The organism is Mucilaginibacter sp. P4_C11, assembly GCF_056402115.1.
Genome location: NZ_JBFUIA010000001.1, coordinates 175,351 through 196,809 on the forward strand (window position 1 = coordinate 175,351; position 21,459 = coordinate 196,809).

18 protein-coding genes are annotated in these 21,459 nt (G+C 42.0%); 7 read left to right on the forward strand and 11 right to left on the reverse strand.

Features of this window, described 5'->3' with window-relative positions:
* The first annotated feature begins 39 nt into the window (after positions 1-39).
* Positions 40-1,794, forward strand: coding sequence for a lysophospholipid acyltransferase family protein (locus tag AC1DU2_RS00815; protein ID WP_477364682.1), 1,755 nt, complete (start codon positions 40-42; stop codon positions 1,792-1,794).
* Between the two features lie 111 nt (positions 1,795-1,905).
* Here the strand turns inward: AC1DU2_RS00815 and AC1DU2_RS00820 are convergent, their stop codons facing one another.
* From AC1DU2_RS00820 to rpsT, 11 genes are all read right to left on the reverse strand, one after another.
* The gene (locus AC1DU2_RS00820) at positions 1,906-2,823 is read right to left on the reverse strand and encodes a hypothetical protein (RefSeq protein ID WP_477382350.1); all 918 of its coding nucleotides are present in this window, start codon (positions 2,821-2,823) and stop codon (positions 1,906-1,908) included.
* Complete coding sequence (locus AC1DU2_RS00825; protein WP_477364676.1) at positions 2,823-3,509, reverse strand: hypothetical protein; 687 nt, start codon at positions 3,507-3,509, stop codon at positions 2,823-2,825. The genes AC1DU2_RS00820 and AC1DU2_RS00825 overlap by 1 nt, the downstream gene beginning before the upstream one ends.
* A 142-nt stretch (positions 3,510-3,651) precedes the next feature.
* Positions 3,652-6,903, reverse strand: a complete 3,252-nt coding sequence (locus tag AC1DU2_RS00830; RefSeq protein ID WP_477382351.1) for a TonB-dependent receptor — start codon at positions 6,901-6,903, stop codon at positions 3,652-3,654.
* 104 nt (positions 6,904-7,007) lie between these two features.
* Positions 7,008-7,553: an Mpo1 family 2-hydroxy fatty acid dioxygenase gene (locus AC1DU2_RS00835; protein ID WP_477364670.1), complete on the reverse strand. Its 546-nt coding sequence runs from the start codon at positions 7,551-7,553 to the stop codon at positions 7,008-7,010.
* A 65-nt stretch (positions 7,554-7,618) separates the two neighbouring features.
* Entirely contained in the window at positions 7,619-9,184 is a 1,566-nt protein-coding gene (gene rny, locus AC1DU2_RS00840) for a ribonuclease Y (RefSeq protein ID WP_477382352.1), read from the reverse strand.
* Between the two features lie 232 nt (positions 9,185-9,416).
* Positions 9,417-9,707, reverse strand: a complete 291-nt coding sequence (locus AC1DU2_RS00845; protein WP_090642882.1) for a cell division protein ZapA — start codon at positions 9,705-9,707, stop codon at positions 9,417-9,419.
* Positions 9,708-9,728: 21 nt separating this feature from the next.
* Positions 9,729-10,019: a hypothetical protein gene (locus AC1DU2_RS00850; RefSeq protein WP_147056325.1), complete on the reverse strand. Its 291-nt coding sequence runs from the start codon at positions 10,017-10,019 to the stop codon at positions 9,729-9,731.
* A gap of 113 nt (positions 10,020-10,132) precedes the next feature.
* The gene (pheT, locus tag AC1DU2_RS00855) at positions 10,133-12,532 is read right to left on the reverse strand and encodes a phenylalanine--tRNA ligase subunit beta (RefSeq protein WP_477382353.1); all 2,400 of its coding nucleotides are present in this window, start codon (positions 12,530-12,532) and stop codon (positions 10,133-10,135) included.
* A gap of 109 nt (positions 12,533-12,641) precedes the next feature.
* Positions 12,642-13,052 (reverse strand): hypothetical protein, encoded by a 411-nt coding sequence (locus tag AC1DU2_RS00860; RefSeq protein WP_477382354.1) that lies wholly within the window; start codon positions 13,050-13,052, stop codon positions 12,642-12,644.
* Positions 13,053-13,116: 64 nt separating this feature from the next.
* On the reverse strand, positions 13,117-13,815 hold the full coding sequence (gene radC / locus AC1DU2_RS00865) for a RadC family protein (protein ID WP_477382355.1): 699 nt from the start codon (positions 13,813-13,815) through the stop codon (positions 13,117-13,119).
* Positions 13,816-13,900: 85 nt separating this feature from the next.
* Positions 13,901-14,155 carry a 30S ribosomal protein S20 gene (gene rpsT, locus AC1DU2_RS00870; protein ID WP_477364654.1) on the reverse strand — a complete coding sequence of 85 codons (255 nt, stop codon included), beginning with the start codon at positions 14,153-14,155 and terminating at the stop codon, positions 13,901-13,903.
* A gap of 400 nt (positions 14,156-14,555) precedes the next feature.
* On the opposite strand from rpsT, the gene AC1DU2_RS00875 reads away from it, so the two are divergent.
* The 6 genes from AC1DU2_RS00875 (at position 14,556) to AC1DU2_RS00900 (ending at position 21,377) form a co-directional block, all read left to right on the forward strand.
* Positions 14,556-15,317 carry a class I SAM-dependent methyltransferase gene (locus AC1DU2_RS00875; RefSeq protein WP_477382357.1) on the forward strand — a complete coding sequence of 254 codons (762 nt, stop codon included), beginning with the start codon at positions 14,556-14,558 and terminating at the stop codon, positions 15,315-15,317.
* 40 nt (positions 15,318-15,357) lie between these two features.
* Entirely contained in the window at positions 15,358-17,034 is a 1,677-nt protein-coding gene (locus AC1DU2_RS00880; protein ID WP_477382358.1) for a MutS-related protein, read from the forward strand.
* Positions 17,031-17,903 carry a zinc dependent phospholipase C family protein gene (locus AC1DU2_RS00885; protein ID WP_477382359.1) on the forward strand — a complete coding sequence of 291 codons (873 nt, stop codon included), beginning with the start codon at positions 17,031-17,033 and terminating at the stop codon, positions 17,901-17,903. Before AC1DU2_RS00880 ends, AC1DU2_RS00885 begins: the two co-directional genes overlap by 4 nt.
* A 309-nt stretch (positions 17,904-18,212) precedes the next feature.
* Positions 18,213-19,427: an IS4 family transposase gene (locus tag AC1DU2_RS00890; protein WP_477382361.1), complete on the forward strand. Its 1,215-nt coding sequence runs from the start codon at positions 18,213-18,215 to the stop codon at positions 19,425-19,427.
* Between the two features lie 163 nt (positions 19,428-19,590).
* A complete protein-coding gene (locus AC1DU2_RS00895; RefSeq protein ID WP_477382362.1) occupies positions 19,591-20,283 on the forward strand; it encodes a TapB family protein in 693 nt (230 codons plus the stop codon).
* A 347-nt stretch (positions 20,284-20,630) separates the two neighbouring features.
* Positions 20,631-21,377 (forward strand): TMEM175 family protein, encoded by a 747-nt coding sequence (locus AC1DU2_RS00900; protein WP_477382363.1) that lies wholly within the window; start codon positions 20,631-20,633, stop codon positions 21,375-21,377.
* Positions 21,378-21,459 lie beyond the last annotated feature (82 nt).

The following is a 21,459-nucleotide window of genomic DNA, read 5'->3' on the forward strand; positions in this document are numbered from 1 at the left end:
CAGGATACCTATTTGACAATTAATTCATCTATCTAAAAAATGAAAGTAATAACCACCGAAGAGTTTGCCAAAGCCACTAAACTTGATAAGCTGAAAATGCCTGGCCTGGCCGCTTTATTGATGGAAATAATGAAAATTAACCAGGTTAATGAACTGTTTGCCCAGGCCCAGCCCAAACAAGGCATCGAGTTTATTGACGCTATATTAGCAGGATGCGGCATCGATATAGAATTTGATGAGCGCGACCTGAGGCACATTCCCAAAACCGGCAGCTTTATTGCCATAGCCAATCACCCCTATGGTGGCATTGAGGGACTGGTGTTGTTAAAAATGTTATTAACAGTAAGGCCCGACGCCAAACTGATGGCCAACTTCCTGCTTAAAAAGATCCCAAACCTGAGCGATTTTTTTATTGCTGTAAACCCTTTTGAAAATGTTGAACACTCGTCAAGCATCAGCGGCCTTAAAAACACGCTCGAGTTGTTAAACAATGGAACGCCGATAGGTATATTCCCGGCCGGCGAGGTATCTACCTTTAAAGTAGAGCAACAACAGGTAACCGACCGTTTATGGCACCCCGTAGTAGGTAAAATTATCGCGAAGGCAAAAGTGCCTGTTATACCTATCTACTTCCATGGCAACAACGGCTTATTGTTTAACCTGCTTAGTATGATACACCCAGCCCTGCGCACGGCCAAACTGCCATCGGAGTTATTTAACAAGCAAGGCCATACCATTAAACTACGCATAGGCAAACCCATTAATGTATTGGATGTGCCCGACTATAACAACAGCGCCAAACTGCTTAATTTTTTACGTGCCCGTACCTACGCTTTAGGCACCGGGCTTGAAGAGGAAAAAAAGATTTTTAGCCCGCGTAACCTTTTTAAAATAAAACGGCAGCCAAAGGATATTGTGCCCGAAATAAGTGTGGATATACTTGAAAAAGAGGTTGCCCCGCTGCGCGATAACTATAGGATATGGGTAGAAAAAAACTACGAAGTATTTATAGTACCTACATCGGTAATCCCGAATGTTATCCGCGAGATTGGCCGCCTGCGTGAAATAACCTTCCGCGAAATTGGCGAAGGCAGCAACAAAGCTATCGACCTTGATGAATACGACATTTATTACAACCACCTGTTTATTTGGGATTTTGAGGCCAAACTTATAGTTGGCGCTTACCGTATTGGTTTAGGTGATGAGATTTTTTATAGCGTAGGCAAAACGGGGTTTTACCTTAACGAACTGTTTAAGTTAAAGGCCCAGTTTACCCCGGTGCTGCGTAAAAGTCTGGAGCTTGGCCGTTCATGGATCCGCAAGGAATACCAGACCAAGCCACTACCACTGTTTTTACTTTGGAAAGGCATCCTCAAATTCCTGATTGATAACCCCAGGTACCGTTATTTGATAGGACCGGTAAGCATCAGTAACTCATTTTCTAAATTCTCCAAATCGCTCATTGTCGACTATATCAACCGCAACCATTTTGACCATGAACTGGCGCAGTATGTGAAGCCACGCAAAAAATTCAAAGTTGATTTTTCGAGCATCGACACCGACTTGTTGATGGCCGGCGAAGACAGCTTTAAAGGGCTTGATAACCTGATATCGGAGGTGGAAACGCGTAATATGAAAGTGCCGGTATTGCTGCGCCAGTACATCGCGCTTAATGCCAAGATCATCAGCTTTAATATCGATCCTAAGTTTGCCGATTGCCTTGATGGCTTCCTGGTGCTCGACCTGGAGCAGGTGCCACAGGATATATTGGAAAAACTGGGTAAAAATTTATAGTTTAAGTTTTCAGTCTTAAGTTCTAAGTCGGAAGTTCTAAGTCAAAAAAATCAACTTAAGACTTCCGACTTAGAACTTGCGACTTAGCAACACTACAGAGATTTTTTATTGCTATTTCCAATCCAGGTATTTTACACCTGTATATCCTGCAAAGGCTTTGTTATTATCCTTAATGTCGGTATCCAAATAAACCGCGCCTATTAAATGATTTCCGGCATCATCATCATACACGCCAAGCATATATTTAATACTACTTTGGTAAGCAGGTGTGCTTATAGAATTAAAACCGAATTTATAAGTTGGGTACTGGGCCATGTTATCAAACAGGTAAACGTTTGATACATCGTCACCCGGGCCTTCAAAACCGAGTACCATATCCATGCCGTTAGCCGCAAAATTAATGGTAGCCATGGGCGGTAAGCCCGACTCCTCGGCCCTGTAAAAAACAGGATCGCCGCCGCTTGCCTTTCTTATCACCATTTCGTACTGATCAAGGGCATCAAAGTTATATTTACGCAGCAGGTACACCAGGTCGCCGTTTTTTGATACAGCAGCCGATATAAAATCGTAATAACCGGTAAAATAAATTATTGCGGGCACTTTCATGGCCGGCCCGTAAAATGCTACATTATCGCTATTGATAATGTACAGGGTTTTATCATCGGCGCTCCAGTCAAAGTTGCGAATATCATTATATTGCGTTAATGATGCCATCAGTTTACCCGTCTTATCAACTATATCAATAGATCCTGCTACGTTTTTGTAAGCAAATTTGGCATGATCGTGCGACATCCTGATAAACTTCTTAGTCGATCCGTTGTTCGTAATTTTCTGTGGTTTGTTTGCAAAATCGGCTAAAAAGTAAACTTCGTTATTGTAAATAAAAGCAACATTTTTTATAGCCGGGTGCCGTATACTATCAATTTTATCAACTTGCGCTTTGGTAATATATGGGTTAACATCTTTTTGGCAGGCGGTAACGGATGTAATCAACAACGCTATAAAAACCAGGTAAATATTTTTCATCATTAAAATTTATAAATTAAGCCTGCGCCGGTTGATATTGATTTGTATAAAGTGCCGGTGCGACTATAATAATCACTGCGCCCGGTGGCAGCAAAAAAGTTATAGGAGCCTTGTATACTAAGCTGAATATTTTCGCCAAAGCTTAGGTTAATGCCGGCCTTAGGCGCACCGTAAATTTGCTGTTCGCCCTCAATGTCGTTGGTGTTATCCTGGGTCGCATCAACCGAATGCGAGCTAAATTTTGTTTGATAAGCTCCCAAATTAACCCCGGCAAAAATTTTGAAGCCATCACTTATCTCCAGGTTGTAAGCACCGCCCAAGTAAAACATATAGCTCCTGAAGTTACTATAAGTAGCGGTTCCATAATCGTTGTCGCCCACCGCATAATAAAAAACATCCTGCTTAGGTTTATAAACACGATAACCGGCACTTACGTTGGCAGTCCAGTTTTCATCAAAAATATAAAAGCTTACGCCATAAGCTGGGGCGGCTTTATACGTATACTTGAGGCTGCCCGCGGGCATATCATAATCGGCATTAATGCCTACGCCAAATTTCTGCGAACTTTCGCCGTATGAGAACTGGGCTTTCGCGGCAAATGAATTAAGGATAAAAAATAAAAACAGGAGTTTTGGAAAGTGGGGAATAATTTTGCAGAGCCGGTAATAGCGGCAATAATTTAGATACATATGTTGTAATAAGGTTTCGGGCCGAAAATATAAATAATTTTGATGGTTAAAAAATATGCGCGCAATTTTCGCAAAAATGAAAAACGTCCCTGCCGGATAAACCAGCAGGGACGTTTTGAATATTAACTATGTTGTTTGGTTATTAAAATCCGTAACGGATACCAAACTGCATTTGCCAGCGTGAAGCAAATAAATCAACCGAATATGGCAATCCAGGATCCTGGAATGTATATTTAGGATAAGTTGTTGCAGCATTAGCAAATGATGGAGTAGTTTTTGGAGCTAAACCAATACTTGAAGTTGAGTTGAATGTATTAGCCGAGAAATAATACTGACCCCATTTTTTGTTCAGCAAGTTGGTAAGGTTAACAATATCGTAGGTAAAAGTAATAACCTGTTTGTGTTTGCCACCAAATTTAAAGTCTTGAGAAAAACGGAAATCTAATTGATTATTCCATGGCGTGAAAGCTGCATTACGTTGGGTAAAGTTACCGCGACGTGATGACAGGTAGCTGTTTTTATCGATGAAGGCATCAAAAGCAGCAGCTTGTTCGGCAGCGGTTTTACCACCTACTATATCGCTAAAGAAGTTAACAGTTTCGCCTTGTTTAGGGATGTAAGCTAAGCTAACTTGTTGTCCTGTTCCGTCGATAGCGCTTGGGTAAAAACCGTAAGTGTAAGGGTTACCAGATTGTGCGCTAAAGAAGAAGGTAAAGTTTGCAGTATAGTTTTTAGCAGCATCCCAATCGTGCCTTAAGTTAAGGTTTGATACGATACGGTGACGGATATCAAAGTTTGAATTGGCTAAACCCGGGTTGTTAGGATTTAAAGCCTGGTTTAACTGCCAGTTTGATTCCATTGAGTTACGGATACCATTGGTAACATCTTTTGAATGGCCATAGGTATAAGCAACATTACCGCTTAAGCCAAAAGGAAAGGTTTTACCTACCTGTGCAGTAATGCTGTAACGGTAGCCAAGGCTTGTGTTTGATAACTCATAAGCATTGGTGAATGATGAGCTAACTTTCTGGTTAACAAATATTGGTTGTTGTTTTTGCGTATCGTAAGTATAGTAAGTTACGCTATCCTTGGTATTTACCTGTTGGAATTTCAGGTCATGGATGGTTTTGGTGTAAATACCTTCCAAAGTAAATTTCCACTGGTCGTCGGTTGTGTAATCAAAAGCTAAGCTGCTTCTCCAAACCTGTGGCATTTTAAAATTGTTGTCAATTAAATCTACCTGGGTTGCACCGGTAGATGCAGTATTAAAGCCCTGTGCGTTAACATAATCTAAACGGCCATTTGCCGAGGTAGAAACCGGGTTTGTACCTGCCTTTTGAGCTGCTTTGCTATCATAAGCACCATAAGTTGCGCCGTTGTTATAAAACGCGTAACCAAACCATGCAAACGGTACACGGCCTGTAAAGAAACCGCTACCACCACGGATAATCAGGCTTTGATCGCCATTTACATCGTAGTTAAATGATACACGTGGGTTTATTTCAACGTTGCTCAAATAATTTTGTTTGATATCGCGGGGCTTGGTATAAGTAAAGGTATTACCGTAGTTCAAATCACTGGCGGCATTGGTTGTTTTGCTGCTCAATGGTTGTTTGTTAGGTATGCCTGCATAATCAAAACGTAAAGCAGCAGTCAGTTTAAAGTTATCAGTAACCTGAATTTCGTCCTGGCCGTATAAGCTCAACAAGTCCACATTAAATTTAGCAGATGGATTGGCTAATATATAATCGCGGCTGTTGTTGGTATAGTTAAAGTTTGCACGAACGCGTGACGGAACGTTGTTTATAAAGTTCTCTATGCTGCTGTAAGCAACGCGGCCGTTCCATGAGTTAACAAAGTTATAAGTGATGTTATAAAACTCGTTGTGAGTACCAAATGTAAATGTGTGTTTACCTTTTGTTAAAGTAAAGTTATCGGTAAACTCAGCAGTTTTTTGGTGCATATCAAATATAGCAGCCTCGCGGTCGGTACCCATAAATATGGTAGTACCTGGTGTGCGGCCTGTAATTTCTATTTGTGGTAACGATGGATCTGAAGTAGGATCGCGGTAATCATGTACGTTTGAGTAACCAATAACCAAGCTATTGCTGGCGCTGTTTGAAAACCTTGATTTTAACTCGGCAACTGTTGAAGTTGAGTTGTTATGAGATACATAATCAATACCGCCAAAACGGAAGTTTTGCTGATCGCGCTCCAGGTTAGTAGCCGTAGATGAAATGGTATTATTACGGATAGTTAACTGGTTATTATCGTTGATATTCCAATCTAAACGGTTAAAGAATTTGTTTGATTTCGAGTAGATAGAGGTATTTTGATAAGTACCAGGGCTTAAACCACCTGTAAAGCTTTTGAAAGCAGTGGTAAGATTCTGAGCATCCTGCAAGCTCAGGATCTGGCTTGAACCGCTTGCATCGGCACCGCGGATAACAGGATCCTGGCGACGGGCAATTTCTTCGTTGGTGAAGAAGAATAATTTGTTTTTTATTATAGGGAAACCTAAACGGATACCTGTTTGGTAATCATGGAAACTTGTTGGCAGTTTTGAACCATCGCCACCGGCAGCGGCTGCTGCATTGTTGGGACCTACTAAAAAGGAACCACGGCCGTAACCATAAATTGCGCCGGTAAAATCGTTTGTACCGCTACGGGTTACCGCATTTATACTACCACCTAATACGTTACCAATTTTGATATCATAAGGAGCAACCAATACCTGAACGTCCTGAATTGCATCTAAAGATACCGGGCTTGTACGGGTACTGCTACCAACCTGGCCCGAAGCATTGTTTTGACCTCCTAATGATGGGCTAAAACCAATTGCATCGTTATTGATGGCACCATCAAGGGTTACGTTGTTGTAACGATAGTTGGTTCCCTGGAAAGAGTTGTTATTGCTTTGTGGTGTTAACCTGGTTAAATCCTGCAGGCTACGGTTAATGGTAGGCAGGTTTTTAATCTGGTTTTGATTAATGCGTGTGCTTGCACCTGTTTTGGTGCCGCCTGCAGTGCCCTTAATTTTCACTTCCGATAAAGTTGTGGTTTCATCGGCAAGGGCAAAATTTAAGGTTGTTGTACCTAAACTTAAAGTAATATCTGTTCTTTCATCTTTTTTAAAGCCGATGAAAGAAGCAGTGATAGTGTATGGACCACCCGGATTAACGTTGGCAATTGTATACCGGCCATCACCATTGCTTTGTGCGCCATAGCGTGTACCTGTACTTGTGTTAAGCACTGTAATAGTTACCCCCGGAAGCGTAGCGCCTTTTTGGTCGGTAACTTTTCCGCTTACTAACGAGGTGGTAATTTGCGCATTGGCAACATTAGCAACCCCAATAATGAGCAGTGATAAAAGGATAAAGTATAACTTTTTCATTTGTGTTTATTTTGAACACAAAGGTTGCGCTACAATATTACCCCAATGTTAACACAAGATTATATTTACACCCAACTGTTAACATTAACTATAATTTAAATATATCAGCTATTAATACCGAACTTCTTTAAAAGCATATACACAAGGTAAACGGGGGCTACGGGTAACGACTTTAAATTAAGCCCGTATTGGGCGAAAGTTTTTTCGCGGGTGTTGCCAATTAATACCAGGACGGCCGAGGGAATAAAAATAATAAGACACACCAGCCACATGGCGGGGCCGCCTGTTGCTTGCCAGCTTAACAGCGTCATGATAACATAGCTAAACCCTAACAATACGAACAACATGGTGTACGAAATAAGCGGCGATATACGCAGATAATAATAGACCGCTACAGCAATGGCAAATGACGCCCAGTTAAAATAACCATTATAGGTTCCTAAAAATTTAAAGTAGGGAAAAGGAATAGCCCATAGCAACCCAAATATGCTAAACATTAACAATGGCACACATATATAATGTATCACCTGGTTAGCTGGATCCTGGTGACTTAGTGCATACCTGTTAATGTATTGCTGGGCAATACTTTCGTTAGCTTTGGCATCGGCTTGCGCCCCGCCTTTATTGTTTACTGTTTTTTTGCTGGCCACGGTACAAATATAAAACCCTTCCGGGTATAAGCCGAAAGGGTTTGTATTGATTTTTTATTAAAAAACTATTTAGCAAATGCAACCGAACGGGTTTCCCTGATCACGGTAACTTTTATCTGGCCCGGATAAGTCATTTCGGTTTGGATACGGTTTGAAATATCGGCCGCCAAAACTTCTGATTGTGCATCGCTTATCTTTTCGCTTTCAACAACCACACGCAGTTCGCGGCCGGCCTGGATAGCAAATGTTTTCTCGACACCGGGATATGATAACGCCAGTTCTTCCAGCTCTTTTAAGCGTTTAATGTAGCTTTCAACCACCTCGCGGCGTGCACCGGGGCGGGCACCCGAAATAGCATCACAAGCCTGGATTATAGGCGATAACATCGAGGTCATCTCGATTTCATCATGGTGGGCTCCAATGGCGTTACACACTTCAGGATGCTCTTTATATTTCTCGGCCAATTGCATACCCAAAATAGCGTGTGGCAGCTCCGGGTTATCATCAGGCACTTTACCAATATCATGCAATAAGCCTGCACGTTTAGCCATCTTCACGTTTAAGCCTAATTCGGCAGCCATGGTGGCACAGAAGTTGGCAACCTCGCGCGAGTGTTGTAACAGGTTTTGCCCATACGATGACCGATAACGCATACGGCCTACCATACGGATCAGCTCAGGGTGTAAACCATGAATACCAAGATCTATAACGGTACGCTCGCCTATTTCAACAATTTCTTCTTCAATTTGCTTTTTGGTTTTGGCAACCACCTCCTCGATACGTGCCGGATGGATACGGCCGTCTGTTACCAAACGGTGCATGGCCAGCCTCGCAATCTCGCGCCTTACCGGGTCAAAGCCAGATAAGATGATGGCTTCCGGGGTATCGTCAACAATAATTTCGATACCTGTGGCAGCTTCCAATGCACGAATGTTACGGCCTTCGCGACCGATGATACGGCCCTTGATCTCGTCATTTTCGATATTGAAAATAGATACCGTGTTTTCAATAGCACTCTCCGTAGCAGTACGCTGAATGGTTTGAATAACTATCTTTTTAGCTTCTTTAGTAGCGGTAAGTTTCGCTTCGTCCACAATGTCCTTAATTTGGATCATGGCCTTGCTGCGGGCTTCCTCGCGCAGGTTATCAACCAACTGGTTTTTAGCCTCCTCGGCCGATAGGCCGGCAATGGTTTCCAACTGTTGCAGGTGCGAATTTTTCAGGATATCAACCTCTTCTTGTTTTTTAACAACAATTTCGGTTTGTTTCTCCAGGTTTTTGCGGGTGCTATCCAGCTCATTTTCCTTGCGGTTCATGTTCTCCAGGCGCTGGTTTAATGATTGCTCCTTTTGTTTTACACCGTTTTCGCGCTGGTTAATGTTGTTGTTTTTGTTGGTTACTTCCTGCTCATGTTCTGCTTTCATTTGCAAAAACTTCTCTTTGGCTTCCAGTAACTTGTTTTTCTTCAGGATCTCGGCATTGTTTTCGGCATCTTTTAATATTTTCTTCACTTTATTTTGTGCCGATGTCTCCTGATCTTTAAAAAGCTTCCGTAATAGGAAGCGCCCGATGACTATCCCGAGGCCTGTGCCTATGAGTAGTCCGATTATTACGTATAGAAATATGTCCATTTTAGGTTTATTGGGTATGTATGTATATAAAAAAACCGCAACTAATTTTTAAGTATCATGTATTTAAAAACCTCATTTCGGATATTGGAATCATGGGTTACGCTAATACTTGTAGTAACGCATGCCTCTTTGATCCGCTCATATTGAAGCGTTAAGTTTTTAATAGTGAAACCTAAAATTTAACTGCGGTTAAATCTTAAATGTGCTCTGTATGTTATGTAAAGAACGTTTATTACTTCGAAAAAAATTCGTTCAGCATGTGGTCTAACTGGTACACCTTTTCGGCAACATCGGTATCTTCGTTGTTCACCTTCTTCTCTGCCTTTAACGATGATGTGGCATAATGCAACACACACATCGAAAGCAAGTCCTGCTTATCCCTCACCGCATAATTTTCCTGATATTCTTTTATCCGGTCATTAATTAGTTTGGCCGCCCTGCGTATTATCTCTTCTTCTTCCATGTTTACCTTTAAGGGGTAAACTCTGTCAGCAATATTTATTTTTATTGAGATTTCTCCCATTTGAGCTTTTCACTTTTTGTACTATTTTTTCAATAATACAATACACTTATCTATTTCTTGCACAAAGTCGTTAATTTTTTGCTTAATGTCAACACTTTTTTCATTTGTTTCTGAAAATGATTTTGCAAGTTTCAATACACGAAGCTTTTCTTCCAGGTCTTTCGTCTTATTTTTACTTGCATCAAGTGCAACAGTAAGCGCCTCACTCTCCAGCTTCAACAGGTCATTCTCCTCCTGTAAAGCAGCACAAAGCTCAATTAACCTTTCGGTTTTATCAACTATCTTGTTTAACTGTTCTGCTACTGAAGGCATCCTTAATTACTGAATTATTGATTTACTGAATTATTGATTTTTTTAATTAATGATTGAACGAATTAATAAGCTATATGCTAAATCGATAATTCAATCACTCAATAATTCAATAATTACTTGCGAATCTCCGCTCCTGCTTCTTTTCCTAAATTATAAATTAATTTCTGCATTACCGAGTCGATGGCTTTATCGGTCAAGGTTTTTTCAATGTCCTGGATGATGAAGCTTAGTGCGTATGATTTTTTACCGGCAGGCAGCTTATCGCCCTGGTAAACGTCAAATACACTTACTTCCTTTAAAAGCTTACGCTCGGTACGCTGGGCAATTTGTTTTAACTGACCAAACGAAACCGACTTATCTATCAGCATCGAAAGATCGCGCCTTACGGCCGGGAATTTAGAAACCTCCTGGTAAACAATCACGTTTTTGCGTACGGCATTCAGCACCAAATCGAAATTAAAGTCGGCATAAAAAACCTCTTTATCTACATCGGTTTTTTTCCGGGCATTAGCGCCAACAGGGCCAAACTTAACCAGTTGTTTGCCATTCAGCATGTATTGCAACCCGAAGGCCAGTTTGCTGCAGGTAGCATCTTCAACCACAAAATCGGTAATGTTTAAGCGTTGCAAAATACCATCAACAATTGCCTTCAGGTTATAAAACGAAACCGGCTTTTGTTTTTGGTTCCACTGCTCGGCGGCATCAGCGCCGGTAATGAATACCGAAAAGCGTTGTACCTCGCTATATTTATCATCCTTAACGCTGTACACTTTACCAAATTCATAAAACTTTAAATCGGCCGCACGGCGGTTTTGGTTGTAGGCGATGGCTTCCAGGCCAGAGAACAGCAGGCTTTGGCGCATTACATCCAGGTCGCTGCTCAGCGGGTTCAGGATCTTTACAGCCACATCCAGGTTATCTGAGTAGGCCGATTTTGTTAACGAGTTTGAAAGTATCTCGTTAAAGCCATTAGCAGTAAGCAGGTCAGAGACCTGATTTTGAACCGTATCCTTCTCCTTTTTTTGCGAATTGTTAAGCGACGCCCTGATCTGGGTTGGGATATGAATATTGTTATATCCGTAAATACGCAGTATCTCTTCTACAATATCAACCTCGCGGGTTACATCAACACGATATGGAGGAACTTCCAATGATAATGAGTCCGCAGTTTCACCCACTATCTTAATATCAAGCGCCTCGATAATCGCCTTGATCTCGCCATGAGTAATTTGCTGGCCTATCAGCCTGTCAATATTTTTATAGGTAACCTCGAAAGCGAAAGGCGCTACCGGGGCAGGATAATGATCAGAGATTTGCGACGATACTTTACCTCCCGCAACCTGCTGAATAAGCAAAGCAGCTCGTTTTAAAGCAAACACCGGCATATCCGGATCGGTACCACGCTCAAACCTGAACGATGCATCCGTTTTTAAACCATAACGCTTGGCCGTTTTACGTACAGATACCGAATTGAAATAAGCGCTCTCCAAAAAGATATTTTTGGTAGCTTCCTTAACACCAGATTTTGCACCACCGAAAACGCCGGCAATACACATGGGCTCCTGGGTGTTGCCAATCATCAGGTCATTTTCTGATAGCTTGCGGTCAACATCATCCAGGGTTTTAAAAACAGTGCCTTCGGGATAGTTTTTAACCAGCACTTTGCCACCTGTTATTTCATCAGCATCAAACGCGTGCAGCGGCTGCCCCAATTCATGCAACACATAATTGGTAACATCTACAATGTTGTTGATAGAACGCAGACCAATTACCGCCAGCCGCTCTTTTAACCATTTTGGCGATTCTTTAACCTCAACACCGCTGATGGTTAAGCCGGCATAACGGGGGCTTGCCTGCTCATTCTCTACCACAACCTCAATGGTGCGGCTGGTATCATCAACCTTAAAATCGCTTACATCGGGTTTCCTGATCCCTATTTTCAAAAACGCGGCAATATCGCGGGCGGTACCCAGGTGCGATACGGCATCGGCACGATTAGGCGTAAGACCTATCTCGTACATATAATCGTCGTGCAGTTTAAAATAGTTTTTAGCTAACGATCCTACTACGGCGTCATCATCCAGTACCATAATGCCGGCATGGTCGGTACCCAAACCAATTTCGTCTTCGGCACAAATCATCCCTTCGGATACCTCACCACGGATTTTTGATTTTTTAATAGCGAATGGTTCGCCTACGGTTGGGTATATGGTAGTGCCTACAGTGGCTACAACCACTTTTTGACCTGCGGCCACGTTATGGGCTCCACAAACAATTTGCAGGTCTTCAGGGCCGCCTACGTCAACTTTGGTAACATGCAGGTGATCTGAATTGGTATGGGCAACACTCTCCTTTACAAAACCAATCACAAGCCCTTCCAGGCCACCGGGAATAGGTTGTACTTTCTCCAGGCTCTCCACCTCCAAACCTGTACCGGTAAGGATGATCGAAATTTCCTGCGGAGTTTTATCGGTATCAATAAATTCTTTAAGCCAGTTATACGATATCTTCATTATTCAGAAATGATAATCGGCAAAGATACAATTTAGGGTGAATAGTGATGTGCAGATATGCAGATTTCAGATGTGCAGATGCAAGGAAACCAAAAGATACTATAGGCGACTACTTTGCATTATTCATCCTTTCTTTAAATTCATTTTCTGAAATCATCCCAACTCGACTTAAGGCCATGGAATAATAAGGCTCTAAATCAAGCGTTTCAGTATGATGCGATAATTCGTTTAATACTGTTACTACATCTGAATTATCTTTAAACAAATGTATCCGCTTGAGCGCCGCAAATTTTATACTTTTATCCAAGTCGTAAAAAACAACCCATTTTAATAAATAGAAGTATTCTTTGCTACCGGATTCGCCGTACTCTATAATATTTCTTATTCTGTCTGCTGGCGATAATTTCACAAAGTCACCTACAAGTTGCTTTTCCGCTTCGCTCGCATCAAGCAAGCTCGGCACGTCATAAACATGCATTTGATTGTGCTTAAATAGTTTTCTTAAAAAATCAAAATTCATAACCTTGTATTTCTATAGTCAAAAGCATCTGCACATCTGAAATCTACAATCTGCACATCTAACCTCACATCATCTCCGAATCTGCTAAACTAACAAACCCATTATCAGTAATAATCAGATGATCAAATACGCTCATGTCCAGTAGTCTGCCAGCGGCGGATAGCTTTTTGGTGAGCATAATATCTTCCTGGCTGGGTTTAAGATTTCCAGAAGGGTGATTGTGCACTAAAATCAATCCGCTGGCCTGGTATTGCAGGGCGGCGTGGAAAATAATTTTAGGGTCGCAGATGGTGGCGGCCAGTCCACCCTTGCTGATGAGTTCTTTACCTAATACTTTTTGTGAACGGCCCAATAATATGATCCAGAATTCTTCGTGGTTCAGGTCCATCAAATGGCGGCGCATAATATTGTAGCCGTCGCGGCTGGAGTTGATATATTCGGGGGCCTGGCTTTCGGTTTCGTTACGGCGGCGGCCAATTTCCAGGGCCGCGATGATAGAGATAGCCTTGGCCTCCCCTATTCCCTTAAATTTAGAAAGCTCTGATATAGATGCTTTCCCCAGCTTATTCAAATCGTTTCCGTAATGGTGCAGGATGCGTTTGCTGAGTTCGACAGCGGTTTCGTTACGGCTGCCCGAGCCGATGAGGATAGCAATCAGTTCGGCATCGGTGAGCGCCCGGCGGCCCTGGCCGCTTAGTTTTTCGCGCGGACGGTCGGCCTCGGCCCATGATTTTATGCCGATCTTGGTTTCGTAGTTTTCCACGGCATTAATGTATGAAAAAGGATGGAACAAAAAAAGGATCATACCAATGGTACAATCCCTTTTTAATATACTGGAAAGCTGATATTTAGCTTAAGCCGTTTACAAATTTAGTAAGCTTCGATTTATTGTTTGAAGCTTTGTTTTTGTGAATAACATTCTTTTTAGCCAAACGATCAAGCATAGAAATCACTTTACCTAACAATGCAGCAGCATCAGCTTTAGTTGTAGTGGTTCTTAATTTTTTAATAGCGTTCCTGGTTGTTTTAGCCTGGTACCTGTTGCGCAGACGCTTCGCAGCGTTTGACCTGATTCTTTTTAAAGATGATTTATGATTTGCCATCGTATAGCTTGTTATTCTTTTTTCTACTTATTTTAAGGACTGCAAATATAGGGTGATATTTTGATTATTGCAAATAGTTTTTTCAAATTAGTTTATTGGTTGATTGGGTTAGATTAGGTTGATTAAGTTACTGTTATAAGGCAAATTAGTTTATTGGTTGATTAGGTTAGATTAGGTTGATTATGTTGGGGTTATACGCAAATTAGTTAATTGGTTGATTGGGTTAAATTGAGTTGATTAAGTTACTGTTATAAGGTTATAAAAAACTAAAACAATCTACTTCAGTTGTCCTTATTATTAGTGTTCAACTGTTTTAAAAACCCAATCCAACTTAATCAACTCAATCTAACTCAATCTAACCCAATCAACTTAATCTATCTCAATCCAACTCAATCACCCCATGACCGAAAACAACAGCACAACCAGGTTTAGCAATCGGGTAAACGATTATGTAAAGTACCGGCCCCACTACCCCAAAACTATAGTGGAATTTTTGGAAGACGATTACGAGCTATCCACCGACAAACTTATCGCCGATATTGGCGCGGGTACCGGCATATCCACCGCCCTGTTCCTTGATGCCGGATACAAAGTTATCGCCATTGAGCCTAACCAGGAGATGCGTGCTAAATCGGTTGAGCTCCTGGGTAATTATCCCGTTTTCAAAGCCATGAACGGCACAGCCGAAAATACCGGCCTGGAAACCGGCAGCATCGATTTCATTATAGCCGGCCAGGCCTTCCATTGGTTCGACCGGGAAAAATCAAGGGCGGAGTTTAAGCGCGTACTAACGCCTGCCGGGATTGTGGTATTGATATGGAATGAGCGAAAAACAAGTTCGGATTTTGAACTGGAGTACGACCAGCTCATCATTAAGCATGGCAATGATTATGTGAAGGTTGATCACCGGAATATCAATGATGAACAGATAGGTGCCTTTTTTGCCCCCGAACCTTTCCGGCTCAACATGTTTCCAAACAAACAGGTTTTTGATTTTGAAGGACTAACGGGGCGGCTGCTTTCATCATCATACATGCCCACCCGCGACGAGGCCGGATATGAACCGATGATGAATGACCTGGAGATACTTTTTGCCCGGTATCAGCAAGACGGTTTTATTACCATTAATTATGACACCAAGGTTTATGTGGGGAAGTTGTAGTAGTAATTGTTTTAGTTAAGCTTTAATACTACTTTTAAAAATGCATTATTGGGTACCGGGGTTATTAATTTTACTTGTATTGTTTTTTGTATTGGCCTATTTTAAAAGCCGAAACCTGAAAAAGAAAAAACTGGCCGAAATAAGGGAACAATGGGGCAAACCTAAATACACCGGTCGCAACTTTAAGCTTATTTCGGCATATTTAAATACCAATGAAGGCGGCAGTGATATTGCCCATGAGACCGCCTCCGACCTGGACATTGATGATGTATTCTCTTATATCGACCACACCAGCTCCAAACCGGGGCAACAGTATTTATATAAGATATTACATTCGCCTCAAATTGATAAACGCTATTTTAAATCGCTTGAGCAAAGCATTGAGCTGGTTAACAGCAACCAAAACCTAAGAGAACTTACCCAGCTTAAACTATCAGAACTGGGGAGCAACGATGCCTGCTACCTGCCGCAGCTATTCTACAAGCCACATGCGCCGATATTCTCGGCGGCGGCAAAGCTTTATATCGTTGTTAGTCCGCTGATGACCGTATTTCTGACAACCAAATTAGCAATAAGGCCCGACCAGTTTTCCTTACTCCTGCTGCTGGCGATGCTTATTGCCAACGTAGTGATCCATTACAGTAACAAAAGCAAAATGCTAAGCTTCACGCACTCGCTGCCACAGTTGCTGACACTCAACCGCGTAAGTAAATGGATGTTAAATCACCGCTTGTTTGTAAAAGATGATCGCATCGATAATAGTTTAAGCAACGTTGATAAGCTTAAAAGATCACTAAGCTTTATCAACCTGCAAAATAAAACAGCTGTTGACCCTACCGATATTTCCTATCTCATTACCGAATGGTTTAAGATGTTCCTGGTTATTGAACCATTGGTATTCATCATATCGTTAAACCGGGTTAACAAATACCTGCATGATATTAAAATACTGTATGAGGCCGTGGCCCAGGTTGATACAGCCATCTCCATACAATCGGTAAGGGATGGAGCAGGGTACTACTGCAAACCCATTTTCCAGGCAACAGGCAACAATATCACCATAAAAAACCTGTACCACCCTTTAATTGAAAACTGTGTGGCCAACTCCATAAGCATTGATAATAAACAGGGGATTTTGGTAACCGGTTCCAACATGTCGGGCAAAACTACTTTCATCAGGGCTATCGCTTTAAACGTGCTGCTATCCCAAACCATTAATACCTGTTTCGCCAACGCTTACAGTGCGCCGCCATTAAAGATATTTACCAGCATTAATATGAGCGATGACCTGGGCGATCAAAAAAGCTATTTCCAGGCCGAGGCGCTGGCAGTAAAAAAAATTGTGATGGAGGCCGAAGCCGCCAAACCGGTAAACAGCCTGGTAATCATCGACGAGATTTTCAGGGGAACAAACACCATCGAACGGATAGCCGCGGCAAAGGCAGTACTCTCCCATTTTATCGAAAACAAAAGCTTTGTATTCGTATCGACACATGACCTGGAACTGGCCGAACTGTTGGGTGCCGAGTATAAAGTATTTTCGTTTGAAGAGCTTAGCGGCAATGACCGCCTTGTATTTGATTACAAGCTGAAGGAGGGTTTGCTGAAAACCCGCAATGGAATAGCTGTTTTACAGGGAATTGGTTTCCCCGACAGTATTATTAACGAAGCCAACAAAGTAAGTATCGGCCTAAGAGAAAAATACGACCTGTTATGAAGCGCGTCATCGTTTTAAACCTATCGGGTATCGGGTTAATATTGCTCTGCTCCTCCTGGGGCTTCTTTGCGCATTACCGCATCAACAAACTGGCCGTTTATACGCTGCCGAAGGGCATGGCAGGCTTTTACAAGGCCAATATCGATTACATTGAACAACACGCCGTAAGCGCCGACAAACGGCGTTATGTGGACTCGACCGAAGCATCGCGCCATTTTTTTGATGCCGACCACTACGGCAAAAAACCATGGGCCGCTATGCCGCAAAAATGGAAGGATGCCGCCGCAAAATACACCGCCGATACATTAGATAAATACGGCACCGTTCCATGGACCATCCAATACCAGTATTATAAACTGGTAAGGGCGTTTAAAACCCATGACACACTGGCTATCCTGAATACATCGGCCAACCTTGGGCACTATATTGCCGATGCTCATGTGCCTTTGCACCTTACCATTAACTACAATGGGCAGTTTAGCAACCAAACCGGCATCCATGCGCTATGGGAAAGCCGCATACCCGAGCTTTTTGCCGATAAGTACAATTTAAAGGTAGGCAAGGCCCGCTACATAGAAAACCCGTTGGCCGAAGCCTTCCGGATTTGCAGGGCATCATTTAAAAGCGTGGATACGGTTTTACGTTTCGAAAGGATACTAAGCAAAAACTTCCCTGCCGATAAAAAGTACAGCATGGTGCTGCATGGCAAAAAAGAGGTAAAAGATTACTCGGAAGCCTACGGCCTTGCCTATCAAAAAGCGTTGAAAGGTATGGTCGAACGAAAAATGCGGGCATCCATCCTTTCGGTGGGCAGTTTCTGGTACTCGGCCTGGGTAGATGCGGGGCAACCTAATCTGTCTTTCCTTTGAAGTTATAGAGTACCAATATCTTTTGGATCTTATCAATTAATATAAAACCAAATGTCATTTCGAGCGAACCAGAAGGGGCTTGTGCACAAGGGGGGGGAGGAGAAATCTTGCACCCCGCTTCTTCCCCCTCAAGCTCTATCTAAATGACAATTTCACTTGTTAAAAAGATATGGGTATAAAGTAGCCTCCGAAAGGTAGCTTAAATATCCGTTAGTCACTGTTGTCCGGTAAACATATTAAAGAAAAAAACAGGGACAAATAGCCCCTGTAAAGTTTAACTTTGAATTACCACACCCAAAGTTTGAACTTATGCCCAAAAGTACATTTTTTACCGGACAGCCGATCTTCAATCAGCTACTTTCTTATATCCCGGGCGCTAAAGTCGAACAGTTAACCCTTGCGCACAATTCCAATCATTATTGTAAGAAGTTTAAGACATATGACCATCTGGTAACTATGCTTTTTTGCTGTTTTCACCGTTGTACATCGCTTCGGGAACTTATAACAGGTATCCAGGTAAATGCTCACCGGTTAAAACACCTGGGAATAGTTCATACGCCCCGCAGGAGTACACTCGCAGATGCTAATGAACGGCGTTCTGCTGATTTTTTTGAAGATCTGTACCATGAACTGTTCAGGCATCATTTTGGAGTTTTACCGGACAGCCTGCCTGCCAGCAAACTATCTGATAAGCTATTTATAGTCGATTCAACAACAATAACCTTGTTTTCCGAGATTTTTAAAGCTTGCGGAAATGCGAATGGCAATGGAAAAAAGAAAGGTGTTTTGATCAGGGCTAAGGATAATGTCCCTTGTTTTGTTAACATTACCAGTGCCTCGACTAACGATAAAACGGTAATGCCCAAACTGGAATTACCTAACGGTTCGATCCTGGTTATGGATAAAGGCTATAACAGCTATTTACCTATGGCTGAATGGACAGAAAAGGGCATTAGCTGGGTAACACGCTTAAATAAACGGGCGAGATGGAAATGTGTGGAAGAGAAGCCGGTAAGTGAAAAGATGGCGGCTAACGGTGTTCGCAGCGATAAGATCATTTTATTGGGTACCCCGGAAAAGGCCCATAAAGTGCCCCTGCAACCAGCCCGCCTGGTTACTTATTATGATAAAGAAACAGGTCAGGAATTTGAGTTTCTTACTAATAATACAGAACTTAATGCCTTAACAATAGCGGGGATATATAAAAGAAGGTGGCAGATCGAGATCCTGTTCAAACGCATCAAACAAAACTTTCAGCTCAGCAACTTCCTGGGAGACAATCAAAATGCAATTAAAATACAGCTTTGGTGCACGTTAATAGCAGATCTGTTGGTCAAAATAGTAAAAGACAAGGCCGATAAGCTAAAGGAGAATAAATGGTCATTTGCTAACGTAGCCGGTCTTATCAGGCAACATCTTGGAACTTATATCGATCTGATCAACTTCCTCGTAAATCCTGAAAAAGCAATTATAGGATATAACAGCGAAGTAAAAAGCTACCAACTAACACTTTTTAAAACCTAAAAAGGGGGCTTTGTTTTAATTGTCGCCGTTAAATATCCCTCAATTAAACACAAATGACCTTTTTTTCTCCTTTTTTATTTTTACCGGACAACAGTGATCCGTTAGTAATGTATCCACAATATCACAATGGTTTTGTAGTTTTAATGTTCAATAAATCAATTCAATGAAAAAATTAATTCCTGCTATAATTTTTATTACATCTTTCGTTTGCCATGTATCGGCACAAAACTGTAGCCCTTTCATCAGCAATGTAAATGGCAAAAAATTTACATACGTTAACCAGGGTGGCGATAGCAAGCCAATGGGATCGATGGTGTGCAATACCAACAGGAAAGACGCGGCTACCGTAAATGCCAGGATAGAGCTGTTTGACAAAACAGGCAAATCAATGGGCAGCGGAAATTCCGAAATTATATGTACTGGGCAAGCTATAAAAATTGATATGAAAACATTTATCCCGGCGGCCTCATTAAGGCAATTGGGTAACATGGAAATGACCGGCGATACCAAATACCTGACCTACCCCATCAACCTGAAAAGCGGGCAAAAGCTTGACGACGGAGCCCTTAATATTAATATTGGCAACAACGGCACGCAAATGGGCCAGGTACAATTAAATATCAATAACCGCAAGGTTGAAAAGCAGGAGAAGGTAACCACCAAAGCCGGCAGCTTTGATTGTTTTAAGATAACCAACGATATCATTTTCAGGATTAGCATGATGGGGGCATCAATCCCGTTTCAAATAAAAGTTATTGAATGGTTTGCGCCAAAGCTGGGCCGTTTTGCCAAATCTGAAACTTATGGCAAGGATGGTAAACTGGTGGCTACAACCATGCTTGATGCTATTAACTAAGCTATTATAGTGCCCCCGCGGCTGTTTTATTTAATTCATTAAATACCACCATTACTTCAGCAATAAGCAGATGGCTTTACAGTATTATCAAATTGAGCATAAATTTGCTCGAAAATATGGTATAAAACCAAAGTCGGGGTTTAGGAGATGGTTAAAAAAACAACGAAACCGAAAAATAAGAAAAACAGACAAAACAGATTCCCAATATTAAATACGGTGGCTGGGAATACTAACGATTGCCGATAGGTATTTTATCCCAATTCCTTCATTATCAACGATACGTGCTCCCGGTAATTTGCTTATGTGAAAAAAATACGTGAAATTGTTAGCACAAAAACAAAGCTAATATGAGGAAAAAAGCAGCTAACCTTCACAAAAAGGCAAACAGCATTGAGTGGCGCAGTCATGAGCCATCGCGTATTGAAACCTTTAGCGATGCTGTTTTCGCATTCGCCTTAACACTCATCATTGTATCTATCGAGGTGCCCAAATCATTTGATGAGTTGATGGAGACCATGAAGGGCACCATTAGTTTTGGCGTTTGCTTCGCCCTGCTTTTCCAGATCTGGAACAACCAGAACATCTACTTCCGCAGGTATGCACTCAATGATTTTTATACCATCATGGTAAATGCTGTACTGCTTTTTGTAGTGCTGATATACACCTATCCGTTAAAATTCCTTTCCATGCTTTTATTCTCGTTTTCGGATGGGATGTATACCAAAAACGGGCACGAATTCCCGATGATGCGCACCGGCCAGACACAGCCACTCATGCTGATCTACGGCGCGGGTTTTTTCGTAATATACCTGCTGTTTTATTTAATGTATAGGCACGCGGCTAAAAACGCCGCCCAAATTGGCCTAAATGAGCGCGAGCTGTTTGATACCAAAACCATTACTGGTATCAATTTTATATGCATGTGTATATGCGTGGTAGTTATGCTAATCGGGGTCGTTTTCCCGGTACTGGCGGGTGTTTCTGGCTTTTTATATTGCTCCATTCCGCTTGCTTATACCGTTTGGTTTGCACGCCGGGGCAAAAAAAGCAGGATGTTATTTGGCGAAGGTGTTGCCACAAGCCCTGCTACCTGATACCAGGAAGTAAACTATCACAGCATCCCGGCTTAAGTTAAACATGGAAAGCGTAAGGTATAACCGGCCTAATGGCTAACTA